The organism is Limnohabitans sp. (genome assembly GCF_036804465.1).
Classification (GTDB): Bacteria; Pseudomonadota; Gammaproteobacteria; order Burkholderiales; family Burkholderiaceae_C; genus Limnohabitans.
This window is the reverse complement of the sequence record NZ_DAIRSK010000025.1, coordinates 1-15,957: the sequence shown is the minus strand read 5'-3', so window position 1 is coordinate 15,957 and position 15,957 is coordinate 1. Positions and strand designations below refer to the sequence as shown.

Genomic DNA, 15,957 nt, shown 5'->3' with positions numbered 1-15,957 from the left:
ACGAAAGCACCGCATGGCCCAAATTTTTTGTATCGCCAACCAAAAAGGTGGCGTTGGTAAGACCACCACCACCGTTAATTTAGCGGCAGGTTTGGCATTTGTGGGCCAGCGTGTGTTGATGGTCGATTTGGACCCGCAAGGTAACGCCACCATGAGTTCGGGCGTCGACAAGCGTGAAATGTCCTTGTCTGTCTACGATGTGTTGCTTGAGGAGGCCACCATTGCCGAAGCACGCATTCGCAGCAACTGGGGCACCGATGGTGTGCGCGCCAAAATCCCAACCTACGACGTGCTAGGCGCCAACCGAGATTTGGCCGGCGCGGAGGTCGAACTGGTGTCTTTGGAGCGACGTGAAAACCGCCTCAAGCAAGCCTTGGCGGCGGTGTCGTCCGAGTACGATTTTGTGTTGATCGATTGTCCGCCGTCTTTGTCCATGCTCACCCTCAACGGGCTGTGTTCTGCCCATGGTGTCATCGTGCCAATGCAGTGCGAATACTTTGCGCTTGAAGGCTTGACCGACTTGGTCAACACCATCAAGCAAGTCCACGCCAACCTCAACCGTGACCTCAAAATCATCGGCCTCTTGCGCGTCATGTTTGACCCGCGCATCACTTTGCAGCAGCAGGTCAGCGATCAGCTCAAAGACCATTTCGGCGACAAAGTGTTTGCCGCAGTGATTCCACGCAATGTGCGTTTGGCGGAAGCGCCGAGCTACGGTTTGCCTGGTGTGGTGTTTGACCCGTCGGCCAAAGGCAGCCATGCATTCGTGGACTTTGCGCAGGAAATGGTTGAGCGCGTTAAGAAGATCTAAACCCTGTTGTGATTGCGCCTGTTCTATTGATCCCCGGCTGGCACAACAGCGGGCCTGACCATTGGCAAAGCCGATGGCAAAGCGCGCATGGCTTCATTCGCGTGGAGCAGCACAACTGGGATTTACCGCTTCGCGGCGACTGGATGATCCAACTCGAAGAGGCGGTTTTGACCCACCCAGACGCGGTGTTGGTGGCGCACAGTTTGGGGTGTATCTTGGTGGCGGCTTGGGCGGCACACTCGATCCATGCGCATCGCGTGAAGGCTGCATTGTTGGTGGCCCCATCCGATGTGGAACGGCCCGAAATGCAACAAATGCTGCACAGCTGGAGCCCCATTGTGCGAGAGCGTCTCCCATTTAAAAGCATGGTGGCTGCCAGCCGCAATGACCCTTTTTGCAGTTTCATGCGCGCCAGTGTGCTGGCCCAGACATGGGGATCAAGTTTGGCAGACTGTGGGATGAGTGGACACATCAACACCGAATCAAAACTCGGCGATTGGCCCGAAGGCTTTGCTTTGTTACAAAATATTTTGAAAGAGAAAAATGGTCACTAAAAAAACAAAAGGCTTAGGCCGCGGTCTTGAAGCCTTGCTTGGGCCGAAGGTGGACGACAGCATGGCCGCACAAAACGCGGCGGCGGACGGCTTGCCCAACACCTTGCTCCTGAGCCAACTCGTACCGGGCATGTACCAGCCGCGCACACGCATGGACGAAGGCGCTTTGTATGAACTCGCCGAAAGCATCAAAGCACAAGGCATCATGCAGCCTATTCTTGTGCGAGAGCTCATCGACGGCCCTCATGCAGGCAAGTACGAAATCATCGCAGGCGAACGCCGCAGCCGCGCCGCTAAACTGGCTGGCCTAGACAGAGTGCCCGTGCTGGTGCGCAATGTGCCCAACGAGTCAGCCGCTGCGATGGCGTTGATTGAGAACATCCAGCGCGAAGACCTCAATCCACTCGAAGAAGCCCAGGGCCTGCAGCGTCTCATCAAAGAGTTTGGCCTGACGCACGAATTAGCCGCCCAAGCCGTAGGACGCTCGCGAAGCGCCGCCAGCAACCTGTTGCGTCTGCTCAACTTAGCAGACCCCGTGCAGTCCATGTTGATGGCTGGCGACATCGACATGGGCCATGCGCGTGCATTGTTAGCGCTTGACCGCGGCACACAAATCACGGCAGCGAACCAAATCAGCGCCAAAAAAATGTCGGTGCGAGAGGCTGAAAGCTTGGTTAAAAAACTCAGCGCTGAATTCAATCTTGTGCCGCAAAAACCAAAGAGCGAAAAATCGCGCGACATCAAGCGCGTGGAAGAAGAGCTCTCCGACTTGCTCACCGCGCAAGTCGAAGTGCGCATAAAAAAACGTGTCAAGCGCCATGGCAGAGTCGAGGAGTTGGGGGAACTCGCCATACAGTTTGGGTCGCTTGATGAGCTCAATGCCATGATTGAAAAATTACGCAAGCCATAAAACACATGTTTGCAAAGCTGCGCAAGGTCTTCTTGCCCAAGAGCTTTTTCGAAGGCACGCAATCCAAGCGTCGGCGCAGCTTGTTAATGTTCGTGCTGCTGTGGGTGGGCTTGTGCTCATTGCCGTTTTACTTTATTCCACACCCAGGCTACGACCACAACGCCAACCTGATTGGCGCAATCGGGCATTGGAGCCTGCTGTTGGTCTTGATGTTGGGTGGGCCCTATTTGTGGGTAGCACACGCCACCATGGTGTGGTCGATTGCTTACGTCGGCTTTTTAGCGATCATGACGGGGGGCATCAACTCGCCGATGATGGTTTGGATGACTGCGGCCACCTTGCCAGCGGTTTTGCTGTTGGATCGCGTCCCCGCTTTTTTTTGGGTGATCTTGGTTTTTATTGCCAACTTGCTGTTGCTGTTCATCAGCCAAAGTGGGTTGGTCAACAGTGACTTCAACACGGCCAACGAGGTCATGGCTTGGACGGTGGCCAATCAAGTGTTCGTCGTTTGCCTCGCCTTGTATGTGGTGTTTGTGACCGAGCGCATGCACCGCATTCAAACTTTGGAGGTAGATGACAGTAACGCGGAGCTAGAACGCACACATCAAGCCCTGATGCGTGTGCATGCACACAAAGATGAGTTCATCGCCGCTGTGGGCCACGAGCTGCGCACGCCCATGAATGCCATCTTGGGTTTGAACGGCATTCTTCGCACGGAATTACAGGCACAGCCAGAAGATGCGGCAGTGGTTGATCACATACGGCGCTCCACCGAACAACTTTTGCAAGTCGTGAATGACATTTTGGACTTTTCACAATTGCAAGCAGGCAAGCTGACCTTGCACGAAGAGGAGTTTGCTTTGCCAGAAACGGTGTCGACCATCGTGACAGCTTATGAAAAAAAAGCCCAAGCAAAAAACATCGCACTCAGCCTGCAAGCCAGCGGTGTGCAAGGCATATGGGTCAAGGGCGATCAGCCGCGATTGAAGCAAGTGTTGAATCACTTGCTCGACAACGCCATCAAATTCACGAGCGAAGGCCGCATTGTGGTGCGCGTCCAGCGCATGGGCGGGGGCGTGTTGTTTGAGGTCCAAGACTCAGGCATTGGCATCGCGGCCGATCGACAAAAACAAATCTTCAACGGCTTTGAACACGCCGATGTGCAAACCAACCGTCAATACGGGGGGACGGGACTGGGCTTATCGATTTGCGAGCGCTTGGTCACTTTGCAGGGCGGCACCATCGGTGTGAGCAGTGCAAAAGGCCAAGGTGCGCGTTTTTGGTTTGAGCTGCCGCTTCGCAGTGTGGCGGTCAAAGAAGCACAAGCAGCAGCAGCAATGGCCCGTCTGATGGTTGAAAACCCCATCAAAATTTTGTTGGTCGATGACAACGCGGTGAACTTGTTGGTGGCACGCATGATGCTAAAAAAATGTTTTCCTAAAGCTGAAGTTGTAGAGGCCAACCAGGGTGTCATGGCTTTGGAAATTCTGCGTCAGCAAGCCTTTGATTTGATCTTGATGGACATGGTCATGCCGGAGATGGACGGCATGCAGGTGACCCAGGTCTTGCGCCAAGAATTTTCAGCGCCCGCCAGCCTCACGCCTGTGCTGGCGCTGACAGCCAGCGCCAACCCGATGGACCACGACCGCTGTTTGGCTTCTGGCATGGACGATGTGCTACACAAGCCATTGGCAGAGCAGCAGTTGATCACCAAAATCTCCAACACGCTTGCCGCACGTGCGGCCAAGGCTGCCGTATGAGTCGCGATCGTGTTGAAGCGCTGATTCAATTGGCAAAACCGTATCTACCCTCGCGCTTGAGAGAGGGTCGCCTGCCCCACTTGTTTCTGGTGATCAGGCAACGGTTGCTCATTTGGGGCGTGCCATGGCGCGTCGCATTCAACTTGGGGCTGTTGGTAGGTTTGTTGTTCATCAGCTATGCCGCTTGGCTGCATGCCGGCGTTTTTTCCCCGCGCATGGCGTGGATGACCTTGATTCCTTTGCTTGCGTTTTATGCGGTGAGCCGTCTGTCTGGCTTGGTTTGGCTGGGGGTGGTGTTGCTTGATATTTTGCTGATGTCATTTCTCACCTGGCAAGGTTGGCTGCCCGTCCACACCAGCGTCGTGACGGTGCTAGCCATGTCGTCTTTTGTGAATTATTCGGTGGTGACTTTCATGCTCATCATGGTGCCGTTGTTGTATGACAACTTGTTCCGTCAGGCCTACAAAGCCAGCTTAAAACGCAATTTACAACTCGAAGCAAAGCGCAAAGAGCTGTTGCGTATATCGGCGTTGCGCGAGCAATTCATTGCCACTGTCAGTCATGAATTGCGCACGCCCATCAACGCGATTCTGGGCTTTAACAACATGCTGTTGGCGCGTGTGTCGGACAACCCACAGGCGATGAAAATTCTCAATCACACCCGCCACTCTGCTGACCACTTGCTCACCGTCATCAACGATGTGCTGGACTACTCACAACTTCAAGCGGGCAAGATCAATGTGCATGCAGAAACATTTGCATTGCGCGACACGGTGCATTCGGCGTTTGATTTGTTTGCCCAGCGCGTGGAGAGCATGCATCTGCGATACACCTGCATCATCGATGACAACGTACCGCAATGGGTGTGTGCAGACCGTCACCGCTTGATGCAAATCTTGGTCAACTTGTTGGGCAACGCCATCAAGTTCACGCACCAAGGCCACGTCACCTTGCATGTGCGCCTGCAGCCCTTGTGCGTGCTCTTTTTTGTGAGCGACAGCGGCATTGGCATTTCAGAGGCGCAGCAGCCCAAAATCTTTCAGCGCTTTGTGCAAGCCGAGGATGACATTCAATCGCGCTATGGTGGCAACGGGCTGGGGCTGTCCATCACACAGCGTTTGGTGGAGTTGATGGGTGGGCACATTGGCTTTGTGAGCAAGTTGGGCGTGGGCTCTGAGTTTTCCTTCTCTTTGCCTTTGGTCGAGGTGGCGCCGCCAACCGTGGACGTCGCCGACACGAGCCAACTCGCCACGCCAACGCAAGCCATGCAGCGCTTTTTGGTCGTGGATGACCATCCCATCAACCGTTTGTTGGTTCGCCAAATTTTAAAAAACCACTGGAAAAATTGCGAATTGGTAGAGGCTGACAATGGACGCAAAGCCATAGAAGCTTTGCGCTTGCAAGACTTTGATGTGATTTTGATGGACATGGTCATGCCCGAGATGGATGGCATTGAGGCCACCATGGCCTTGCGCCAAACACTTGACTTGCCCGCGCGGGAGACGCCCGTATTGGGCCTCACCGCCAACGTCAACCCCCAAGACCTAGAACGGTTCCTCGCTGCCGGCGTCAACGCGGTGGTGCTCAAGCCCTTTGATGCGCAGAAGGTTTGCGCTCAGGTGGCGCAGCTGATCAAAGAGAAAAAATCTTCCCAGGATTCATGATGTTGTGCGGGTCCAGTGCCCGCTTGATGGTGCGCATCATGTCGACTGCGCCTTCGCCAGTTTCGACGCGCAAGAAATCCATTTTGTGTAACCCAATGCCGTGCTCGCCTGTGCACGTGCCGCCCAAGCGCAAAGCGCGCGTGACGAGTTTGTGGTTGAGGTCTTCTGCGGTTGCGCACTCTTGTGCGTTGTCGGGGTCGATCAAATAGCCGAAGTGAAAATTGCCATCACCCACATGGCCCACCAAAAAGTAGGGCAGGCCTGTGGCATCGGCTTCAACAATAGAGTCCAGCAAGCAATCGGCCAACTTGCTGATGGGCACACAGGTGTCGGTGCTGATGGCGCGGCAGCCTGGTTTGCTTTGGATGGCTGCAAAGTAAGCGTTGTGACGTGCCGTCCACAGACGGGTGCGCTCCTCGGGCGTGGTGGCCCATTCAAATGACAGGCCGCCATGTTCAGCCGCAATCGCTTGCACCGTTTCGGCTTGCTCTTTCACACCCGCAGGTGAGCCGTGAAACTCCATCAACAGCATGGGCGTTTCTGCCAAATTCAACTTGGCGTACTTGTTGACCATGCCAATGGTGTTGCCATCTAACAGCTCGACGCGCGCAATGGGCACGCCCATTTGAATGATGGCAATCGTGGTGTGCACCGCTGCTTCGATGCTGGGAAACGAACAGACCGCTGCCGACACCGCCTCTGGCAGGGGGTAAATGCGAAGCGTTATTTCCGTCATCACACCCAAGGTACCTTCGCTGCCCACCAACAAGCGTGTGAGGTCGTAGCCCGCTGCTGATTTTTTGGCCCGTGTGCCGGTGCGAATCACCTCGCCGCTGGCGGTCACCACTTCGAGGGCCAACACATTTTCACGCATCGTGCCATAAAGCACGGCGTTGGTGCCACTGGCTCGCGTGGCGCTCATGCCGCCAATGGAAGCGTCAGCACCTGGGTCGATGGGGAAGAACAGCCCCGTGCTTTTGATCTCCTCGTTGAGTTGCTTGCGCGTCACGCCCGCTTGCACCGTCACCGTCAGGTCCTCGGCGTTGATGCTCAGCACCTGGTTCATGCGGCTCACATCGATGCTGATGCCGCCTTGAACCGCCAGCAAATGGCCTTCGAGTGACGACCCCACACCAAAAGGAATCACGGGCACGTGGTATTGCGCAGCGAGTTGGACCGCATCCGACACATCTTGGGTGGACTGAGCAAACACCACAGCCGCAGGGGGCGGAACCTTGGTAAATGCTGACTCATCTCGCCCGTGCTGCTCACGAATGACCAACGCAGTGGCGCAGTTGGCTCCAAACCGCGTCTGCAGCGCAGCCATCAATGGCGCGGGCACTTCGCGTTGCGCAATGGTGGGTGCCAGGTGTTGGAGGGTGATGGGGGCATTCATGCGGCGTCTCCTAAGCGATGGTGCATTCAGATCAGGCATTCTATGAAGAAGCCCTCTGTCGCCAATAGCCCCTGCGCGACAGGCAAAATAGGGTGGCAAACAATCAAACCGCAATCACAAGGCAATACACATGGGCAACCGACTGACTCAAATCGCCACCCGCACGGGTGACGCGGGCACCACGGGTTTGGGCAACAACCAACGGGTCTCTAAAAACAGCCTGCGGGTGCACGCCATGGGTGAGGTCGACGAGCTCAATTCCAACATCGGCGTGCTCTTGTGCGAAGACATGCCGCAAGCGCTGCGTCAGATGTTGGTTGACATTCAGCACCAGCTCTTTAACCTGGGCGGCGAGCTGTCTATTCCCGGTTTTGAGCTTCTCAAAGAAGAAGCGGTGCAAGCCCTGGACGATGCGCTTGAAGCCTACAACGCCCAACTTCCCAAGTTGGAAGAGTTCATCTTGCCTGCAGGCACCCGCGCCGCTGCACTCGCACATGTCTGTCGCACCGTGGCACGTCGCGCTGAACGCGCTGTGGTGGCCTTGGGCAACGAGGAGGCGATTGGCGACGCACCCCGCCAATACCTCAACCGATTGAGCGACCTGATGTTTGTGTTGGCCCGCGTGCTCAACCGCTTAGATGGCGGGGACGATGTGTATTGGAAGAGTGAACGCATGAAGGGCAACTAGGCCCGCGCTTGAAATCAAACCGCCATGGCGCCTCATGCCGCAGCACCTGGGGTCTGTCACGCCTTTTATACCGAGTGGACGCGTGTCTGGAACTCGGAAAACGATGACTAACTAATACAAAAGTACGACATATACTGCCATCTCCTTCACTTGATGGCAGCTGATATGGAAAATATAAGGTTGAAAGCGTGGCTCATGGCGAGCTGGCTTGTATGGGTAACCGCAGCAACGGCGCAGCAAGCGGTGCCAAGTGTGGAGACACCGTTGGGACGTGTTTTCAAGGTGCCCCCTCTGTTGGTCAAAGAGCAAAGCCGACTGGTTTTTTATCGCCAACTCACCGACCCAGACTCAGACGCAGGGGCTGGCGTCACCAGTGTCTACATCAACGGCGTGTACCAAGCCTCCTTGCAGCGCGGCGCATTTACCGAGCTGTGTTTGCCGCCAACCACCATTGAAGTGGGCGCACGCCGGGTGAGCAATGCCGCACTCCCAAGCGACGCATGGGATGTGGTGAATTCACTCATCCTCAAAGGCGGTGAGGACTTGTTTGTGCGCGTGTCCGAGCTGCAAAACGGAAGGGCCATGTTTGTGTCGGTTCGTGCTGCGCAAGCGCTGCCAGAGTTGGTCACGCTCAGGGAGCAACAGCACACACTTTCACGTGTGCCAAATGCAAAGGCTTGCCAAGATGCGCCCAAAGTAGAGCGCGCGGCGATTCAGGCGCCACCAAAAGAAACCATCCGCAAGATGCAAACCATCACCTTGGAAGCAGACGCGTTGTTTGGATTTGGCAAATCAGATGTGGCGTCCATTCCCCCCAAAGGCCATCGCATCTTGGACCATTTGGTGGACCGCATCAAGACAGAGTTTGGTCGGGGCGACCGCGTGCGAATTCAGATTGTTGGCTTTGCAGATAGCTTTGGCTCAGACGCCACCAATATGCGACTGTCTAAAGAGCGGGCCGCAGCGATCAAGGCCTATTTTGTGAAGGGGGGCTTGTCTGCCAGCAACATCAAAACCGATGGGCGAGGAGACAAAGTCCGCATAGTCACCACATGTGGCACCAAGCTCACCCCAGAAAACGTGGCGTGCAACAAGCCAAATCGCCGTGTGGTCGTGACGGTTCATGGCACCCAAGCCGCTGATGCAAAAGAGTGAAAGGCTCAACATGTCAAAGATTTACAAAATACGGGTCAATGAAGGTGCTGGGGGTGAGAGCCAAATCATCCAGATCACGCAAAGCGTCAACAACAAGGACGCGCCTCTGAGGATCATGGCGCGGCGGGGTGTGCGGTATGAGCTGCAAGATGAAGCCAAAGGCAGCGGCGCTGCACCAGACCAAGTCCGCGTCAAACGCGATGGAAAAAACCTGACCTTGATGTTCGATGGCAGCCAAAACGTCGATGTGGTGCTGGAGAATTTTTACGCCGTGGGCAGCGTCAACGATGGCAGCCTGCCTGTGTTGGCAGGCTTGGCAGAAAACGGGGGGGTGTACGAATACATCCCACAAGACCCTGCGCTGAGCAGCGTCACCCCAGCCTTGGTCGATGGCAAAGCACCTGTGCTGATGGCCTTGGGCGGTGGCGCCTTGGGCGAAACCTTTGCGCTGGCAGCCTTGCCCGTGGTGACCGCTGCTGCAGCCGCTGGCGGCATAGGGGGTTGGACGGTTGCAGCGGGCGTCTTGGGTGCCGCGGCATTGGCAGGTGGCGGTGGTGGTGGTGGTGGGGGAGGTGCAGGTGCAGGTCCAGGCGGAGACAATGCGCAAGCTGATGTGACAGCGCCGAGCCAGGCGGCATTGGCTGTGCCAGAAGCTGCAAACGGCGGCGTCAATGCCATCGAAGCAAATGATGGCATCGCGCTGGAAATCACATGGCCCGCAGATGCCGTGGTGGGTGACACCGTGACAAGCGTGCTCACCAAACCCGATGGCAGCAAAGAGAGCTTGACCCATGTGCTGACTGCGGATGACTTCAAGAACAAAAGCCTTGTGCAACGCATTGCTGCGGCCCAGCTCAAAGACAAAAACGACAAGTACATGGACGGCACGTGGACAGTAGTCACGACCGTGATGGACGCGGCAAAAAATGTGAGCAAACCCGCGCAAACAACATTTATGTTGGATACAACTGCCCCAGAAACCGACACACAAAACCCGCTGAATCCGTCCCCAGGAAAAGCCAGCTTGACATTGGATGAGGTGCCAAGCACTGGCATGGTCTCAGGCACCGCCCGAGGCGACTTCACGGCGGGGGACGAGGTGACACTCAAAATCAACGATAAAAACTACACAAGCAAGGTGGGCGCAGATGGAAAATTCAGCATTCAAGTGCCGTACCAGGTGCTGGTCGCTGATCTAGACAAGACCATCGATGCAAGCTTGGCTGCACACGATGCGGCTGGCAATATGGGCACCGTGAACTCATCCAAACCCTATTTGGTGGACGTCAAGCCACCAAGGTTTGAAACCTCTGAAGTGGCGAACGCCGTCCTGGAAAACATAGAAGCAGGCAGCCTGGTGCACCAAGTCAAGGCGACAGATGTTGGCTTTGTTGCCCCCGCAACTGCCGACACGGTGAGCTACAGCCTCCAAGCGGGAAATGACAGCGGCACGTTCACGATAGATGCCAAGAGTGGACAAGTGAAATTGACCACATCACCCAATTACGAAACGAAGGCAAATTACACCTTCGTGGTCATCGCCAAAGACGCGGTGGGCAACACGGCAGAGCAAACCATCACACTAGAGATTCGAAACGTAGACGAAGTTGCCCCCACCATCACATCGTCCGACACACCAGCACCAGTGAACGAAAACATCTCAAAGGAAACGGTGGTCTACCAAGTGCTGGCAACAGACACCGACTTCAATTCACCTGCCAACAAACAGAGTGTGATTTACAAATTGAAGCGCGGAGGTGATGCCGACGCGCTCACAATCAACAACAGCACGGGAGAGCTGAGACTCAAAGAGTCACCCAATTTTGAGGCTAAAAACAGCTATGTATTCACCGTACAAGCAGAGGATGCTGTTGGTCAAGTGTCTGAAAAAGCGGTGACCTTGAGGGTGCTCAATACCCCTGAGGCCGCTCAGTTGTCATTCGAAAAAGAACCGGGCGCATTTACTGGCAAAACATCTGTTCTTGCGGAAACCTGGTCAGTGCAAGTAGAAGACCAAGACAGCGGCGAAGCTAAGCTCTACAGCACGCAGAACGAAACAGGCACGTATGGCAAATTTGAATACGATGCTGCAAAAAGCGCGGGCGATGTTTTTGCGTGGAAGTACACATTGGACCCCATCAGCGGAAATGCAAAAAATGAAAAGTTGGATGCGCTGACGACCACAGCACATGATTTGCAAGTGGTGCGTTCCTTCGATGGCCTTGCTTACAAGACAATCGACGTGGCCATCAATACAGGCGTCAACGATGGCACGCAGATATTCAACACCAAAAACACGGTGGGTCTAACGGTTGATGGCAGCGCTTCTTACAAAGACACCTTGGTGTTGAGTGGACTGACAGAACCGAGTCTCACATTAGATTTAACAGGGGACACGCAAGCGGCGGGACATACAAAGTTAAACAGCATTGAAACCATTGATTTGACGGGTGCCAACAACTACACGGTGAAATTGAACATGTCTAGCTTGATGCAGGCAGATCAAGATGGCGGCATTCATAAACTGTTTGTGCGAGGTGGGTCTGCAGATACGGTTCATGTCGCTGGTCGCGGCACCATCGGCAAAGAGACCGCAGGCGCCTACGATTTGTATGTGTTTGACAACACACACCAGCTCTTGGTCCAAAGCGGGATGGATGTCGTTTTTCAAGCTTAAGCAACTCAGCCTGTTCCCTTGACCAAGTCTAGGGAGTGAGCACACCGCGGTCTAGCGTGTAGCTGCGGTCACTCACCCATTGGGCGAAGTGCGTGTTTTGTTCAGACAGCAACACGCTCACCCCTTGGCTTTTGAGCGCCAATATCGTCACACCCATTTGTTCCACGATGAAAGGCGCAACGCCTTCAGATGGTTCGTCTAGCAACACCATCAGCGGATTGCCCATCAGCGTGCGCGCCACGGTGAGCATTTGTTGTTCACCACCGCTCATATGGCTGGCAAGGCGTCGCTGCATGGGCGCGAGATTGGGAAACAGCGCAAAGACTTTTTCTAATGACCATCGCGTGGCAACCGTATCTTCATCCGCGTGGCGTGGGGCTTGCACACCGAGTTGCAAGTTTTCCAGCACCGTGAGGTCCGTGAAGATCCGACGGTCTTCAGGCACATAGCCCAGCCCCATGCGTGCCGCTTGAAAAGGTTCTGCCTTGGAGATGTCGTGCCCTGCAAACACCACATGCCCAGTTCGGCGTGGCATCAGACCCATGATGGCTTTGAGCGTGCTGGACTTGCCCGCACCGTTGCGCCCAATGAGCGCCACCACTTCACCACGACGCACCTGCAACTGCGCATCGAACAGCACCTGAGCTGCACCATACCAAGCGTTCAGGCCTTGCACACTCAGCAGCGATGGTGTGTCGATGAGACTGGGTGTTTGCGTCATGGTTGCGGGCCTGTCTTGGAGGGGTGGTTGGTACCAAACATCTTGCCGCTGCCAAAGTACACCGCCTGCACCGCTGGGTCTTTTTGCACTTGGGCTGGCGTGCCTTGGGCTATGAGGGCGCCACGCGCCATCACCAGCACGCGGTCTGCGTGTTCAAACACCACATCCATGCTGTGTTCGGTGAACAGCACGGCCACGCCGCGTTGGTTGACCAAGCGGCGTGTGAGGGCCATCAGCGCCAAGCGATCGTCAGGCGCCATGCCTGCGGTGGGCTCATCCATCAACAACAAACGCGGCGCATTGGCCAGTGCCATGGCCAGCTCAAGGCGCTTCACATCGCCGTAGGAAAGGGCGTTGCTGGGCTGTGAACCTTGGCTGCCAAGTTGTACCTGTGCAAGCAGCTCAAGTGCATCGGCTCGCCGGTAGTGGGTGGCGCGTTGCCAGGGCGAAAGGGCATGGCCGTCGGCAGACAGCAGCGCCATCTGAACGTTTTCGGCCACAGTGAGCGAGCCAAAGGTTTGCGCGATTTGAAATGTGCGACTCACGCCCATGTGCCACAACGCATGCGGTGGACGGCCCGCCATGGAGACGCCGTCGAAACTGATGCTGCCGCTGTCGGGCGTGAGCTGGCCGTTGACCAAATTGAAGGTGGTGGATTTGCCCGCGCCGTTCGGCCCAATCAGGGCCAACAGCTCGCCCGCCTGCAATTGGAATGAGACATCGTTGACCGCTTGGTTACCACCGAAGGCCTTGTGCACATGTTGCACGCTCAAAAGTGCGGAGCGGTTGGCTGTCATGCCACACCTCGCTTGTTTGAAGCCTTTGCAATCACCGCACGTTGCCACAGCGCCTGCAACGACCCTGCAATGCCTTGTGGAAAGAGCCACACCATCAACAGCATGCTGGCGCCCAATACCGCGCGCCAATAATCGGTGTTGCGCGCCAAGCTGTCTTGCAGCGCAGTGAACGTCACCGCGCCTACCAACGGGCCGACCAACGTGTGAAGGCCACCCAGCATCACCATCACCAAGCCATCCACCGAGAGACGCACGCCCAATACATCTGGCGAGATGCTGCCTTTTGAAAACGCAAACAGCGCGCCCGCCAAACCCGCAAAGCCAGCGGCCACCACAAAGCCTAGCCACTGCACATGCGCCACGTTCAGGCCCATCGCCTGGGCGCGCCCGATCGAATCGCGGCTGGCGCGCAAGGCGTAGCCGAGAGGCGACATCAACATGCGGCGCAAAGCATAAACGCTGAGCGTCACAAGCAAAAGGACCAGCCAGTAATAAGCGGTTTTGTCCTGTAACCACGCGCTGGGCCACACCCCTGTGACGCCGTTGCTGCCGCCTGTGAAGTCGTCCCACTGAAAACAGATAGACCACACAATTTGCGCAAACGCCAAGGTGAGCATGGCCAAGTACACACCCGACAAACGCACCGCAAACCACGCAATCGGTGCAGCCACCAAGGCACTGACAAGTGGTGCTGCCAACAGTGCTGCTTCGCTGGAAAAACCTGCACGCAACACCAACAGCGCCGCCGCATAGGCGCCCACTCCAAAATAAGCCGCATGGCCAAACGAGTGCATGCCTGCTGGCCCCATGATGAAGTGCAAACTCGCCGCGAACAGCGCGGCGATCATCAGATCGATGGCCAGCACCAAGGTGTAGGGCGAGTCAGTGGTCAACAACGGCAGCGTCAGCAATGCAGCGCCGACCAACAACCATGCCACTTGCGTGCGGGTGCCGCCCAAGGTCAGCGGTGCAACTTGTTCGGTGCTTGCGCGTGGGGCATTTTGTGGGCGGCCCAGCAGGCCCCAAGGGCGAATCATGAGCACAACAGCCATCACCAAAAACTCGGCGACGAGGGTGAGCTTAGAAAACGCAAATGACACGCCCAAGATGTCCACGGTACCCACGGCAATGCACAAGGCCTTGATTTCGGCAATCAGCAAGGCCGCCACAAACGCGCCAGGGATAGAACCCATGCCGCCCACCACCACCACCACAAATGCGTCGCCAATGGTGACCATGTCCAGGCCCAAGTGCGCGGGCTCGCGTGGCAGTTGCAGTGCGCCGCCCAAGCCTGCCAGTGCGCAGCCCAGTGCAAACACCGCGGTAAACAAGTGGCGCGGGTTCACACCCAAAGCGCCCAGCATCTCTCGGTCCTGCGTCGCGGCGCGCACCAAAACACCAAAGCGGGTACGCTGCAACGACCACCACATCACCAGCAAGACCAAGGGGCCTATGGCGATCAGAACCAAGTCATAGCTAGGAAAGCGTCGGCCCAAAATATCCACCGCGCCGCCCAGGCCCGGTACGCGTGGCCCCAGCAAATCTTGCGCGCCCCACAGCCAAAGTGTGCCGTCTTGGATGATGAGCACCAAGGCAAAAGTGGCCAACAGCTGAAACAACTCAGGCGCTTTGTAAATCCGGCGCAGCACCCACACTTCTACCAAAGCACCCAACAAGCCCGTGACAAGACCCGCACACAGCAGCATCAAAAAATAGGCGGCTGTTTGACTCGCGACCTCACCCAACAAAACGCTCAAACCGGCAGACACAAAGGGGGCGGCATGCGACACCAGCGCGTAAGCCACATACACACCCAACATGAAAAAAGAGCCGTGAGCAAAGTTGACAATGCGCGTCACGCCAAAGATGAGCGACAAACCCGCTGCCACCAAAAACAAAGACGATGCAGCGGCCAAACCGTTGAGGGCTTGCACGAGGTAGCTGGCGACATCCATGGTGTGTGGGGTTTGAAATTAAAACGCCCGCAAAAGGCGGGCGTTGTGTGGGTGTTTGAGGGCCGCTTAGTTGCTCGGTCGGAGTTTTTTCACAACGTCATCGCTGGGTTGCACGGTGGCCCCGTCGATGTAGCGGTAGTCTACCAACACGCCCCTCCCACCCTCGTTTTTGGTGCGGCCTAAAAATGCCCCCATGGTGGACTGGTTGTCTTGCTTGCGGAAGGTGGCTTTGCCAAATGGGGTGCCAAAACTCAACCCACTGAATGCGGTGATCAGCTTTTCAGTCTCCGTGCTCTTGGCCTTGGTCATGCCTGCGGCCAAAGCATGGATCATGCTGTAGCCAACCACCGAGCCTAGGCGGGGGTGGTCGCTGTATTTGCGGTGGTAGGCCAAATAAAAGGCCTTGTGCTCGGGCGTTTGCACGCCGTACCAAGGGTAGCCCGTGACGATCCAGCCATTGGGCGTTTCGTCTTTGAGGGGTTCCAGATACTCGGGCTCGCCGGTCAACAAGCTCACCACCTCGCGGCCTTGGAACAGCCCGCGTGTGTTGCCTTCGCGCACAAACTTGGCCAAGTCGGTGGCAAACAACACATTGAAGATGGCATCAGGTTTGGCATCGGCCAAGGCTTGGGTCACCGAGCCTGCATCAATTTTGCCGAGGGCCGGCGCTTGCTCGCCCACAAATTCCACATCGGGCTGTGCAGCCTTCAGCAACTGTTTGAAGGTGGCAGCAGCAGACTGCCCGTACTCGTAGTTGGGATACACCACGGCCCAGCGTTTTTTCTTGAGCTTGGCGGCCTCGGGCACCAGCATGGCCACTTGCATGTAGGTGCTGGCGCGCAGGCGGTAGGTGTAGCGGTTGCCGTTTT

13 protein-coding genes are annotated in these 15,957 nt (G+C 56.3%); 8 read left to right on the top strand and 5 right to left on the bottom strand.

The features are described from left to right. The first annotated feature begins 13 nt into the window (after positions 1–13). From V7Q41_RS12320 to V7Q41_RS12300, 5 genes are read left to right on the top strand one after another with little or no spacing between them, the layout of a single operon-like run. Positions 14–811: a ParA family protein gene (locus V7Q41_RS12320; RefSeq protein WP_333846181.1), complete on the top strand. Its 798-nt coding sequence runs from the start codon at positions 14–16 to the stop codon at positions 809–811. Positions 812–819: 8 nt separating this feature from the next. After that, on the top strand, positions 820–1,365 hold the full coding sequence (locus V7Q41_RS12315; RefSeq protein ID WP_333846180.1) for an RBBP9/YdeN family alpha/beta hydrolase: 546 nt from the start codon (positions 820–822) through the stop codon (positions 1,363–1,365). After that, the gene (locus V7Q41_RS12310) at positions 1,355–2,275 is read left to right on the top strand and encodes a ParB/RepB/Spo0J family partition protein (RefSeq protein ID WP_333846179.1); all 921 of its coding nucleotides are present in this window, start codon (positions 1,355–1,357) and stop codon (positions 2,273–2,275) included. Before V7Q41_RS12315 ends, V7Q41_RS12310 begins: the two co-directional genes overlap by 11 nt. Positions 2,276–2,280: 5 nt before the next feature. Further along, entirely contained in the window at positions 2,281–4,035 is a 1,755-nt protein-coding gene (locus V7Q41_RS12305; RefSeq protein ID WP_333846177.1) for a hybrid sensor histidine kinase/response regulator, read from the top strand. After that, complete coding sequence (locus tag V7Q41_RS12300) at positions 4,032–5,699, top strand: ATP-binding protein (RefSeq protein WP_333846175.1); 1,668 nt, start codon at positions 4,032–4,034, stop codon at positions 5,697–5,699. Before V7Q41_RS12305 ends, V7Q41_RS12300 begins: the two co-directional genes overlap by 4 nt. Here V7Q41_RS12300 and V7Q41_RS12295 read toward each other — a convergent pair. Next, the gene (locus V7Q41_RS12295) at positions 5,668–7,095 is read right to left on the bottom strand and encodes an FAD-binding oxidoreductase (protein ID WP_333846174.1); all 1,428 of its coding nucleotides are present in this window, start codon (positions 7,093–7,095) and stop codon (positions 5,668–5,670) included. The two genes, V7Q41_RS12300 and V7Q41_RS12295, sit on opposite strands and share 32 nt — an antisense overlap. A gap of 130 nt (positions 7,096–7,225) precedes the next feature. On the opposite strand from V7Q41_RS12295, the gene V7Q41_RS12290 reads away from it, so the two are divergent. From V7Q41_RS12290 to V7Q41_RS12280, 3 genes are all read left to right on the top strand, one after another. Beyond that, positions 7,226–7,783, top strand: coding sequence for a cob(I)yrinic acid a,c-diamide adenosyltransferase (locus V7Q41_RS12290; protein WP_333846173.1), 558 nt, complete (start codon positions 7,226–7,228; stop codon positions 7,781–7,783). A 195-nt stretch (positions 7,784–7,978) separates the two neighbouring features. Further along, a complete protein-coding gene (locus V7Q41_RS12285) occupies positions 7,979–8,938 on the top strand; it encodes an OmpA family protein (protein ID WP_333846171.1) in 960 nt (319 codons plus the stop codon). 10 nt (positions 8,939–8,948) lie between these two features. Next, on the top strand, positions 8,949–11,615 hold the full coding sequence (locus V7Q41_RS12280) for a cadherin domain-containing protein (protein ID WP_333846170.1): 2,667 nt from the start codon (positions 8,949–8,951) through the stop codon (positions 11,613–11,615). A 28-nt stretch (positions 11,616–11,643) separates the two neighbouring features. On the opposite strand, the gene V7Q41_RS12275 is transcribed toward V7Q41_RS12280, so the two are convergent. The 4 genes from V7Q41_RS12275 to V7Q41_RS12260 all read right to left on the bottom strand — a co-directional run. Then, the gene (locus V7Q41_RS12275; RefSeq protein WP_333846169.1) at positions 11,644–12,336 is read right to left on the bottom strand and encodes an ABC transporter ATP-binding protein; all 693 of its coding nucleotides are present in this window, start codon (positions 12,334–12,336) and stop codon (positions 11,644–11,646) included. Then, on the bottom strand, positions 12,333–13,133 hold the full coding sequence (locus tag V7Q41_RS12270) for an ABC transporter ATP-binding protein (RefSeq protein WP_333846167.1): 801 nt from the start codon (positions 13,131–13,133) through the stop codon (positions 12,333–12,335). Before V7Q41_RS12270 ends, V7Q41_RS12275 begins: the two co-directional genes overlap by 4 nt. Next, complete coding sequence (locus V7Q41_RS12265; protein ID WP_333846166.1) at positions 13,130–15,088, bottom strand: ABC transporter permease; 1,959 nt, start codon at positions 15,086–15,088, stop codon at positions 13,130–13,132. The genes V7Q41_RS12270 and V7Q41_RS12265 overlap by 4 nt, the downstream gene beginning before the upstream one ends. 66 nt (positions 15,089–15,154) lie before the next feature. Further along, positions 15,155–15,957, bottom strand: an 803-nt coding sequence (locus tag V7Q41_RS12260; RefSeq protein ID WP_333846165.1) for an ABC transporter substrate-binding protein, incomplete at its 5' end; no start/stop codon positions are given.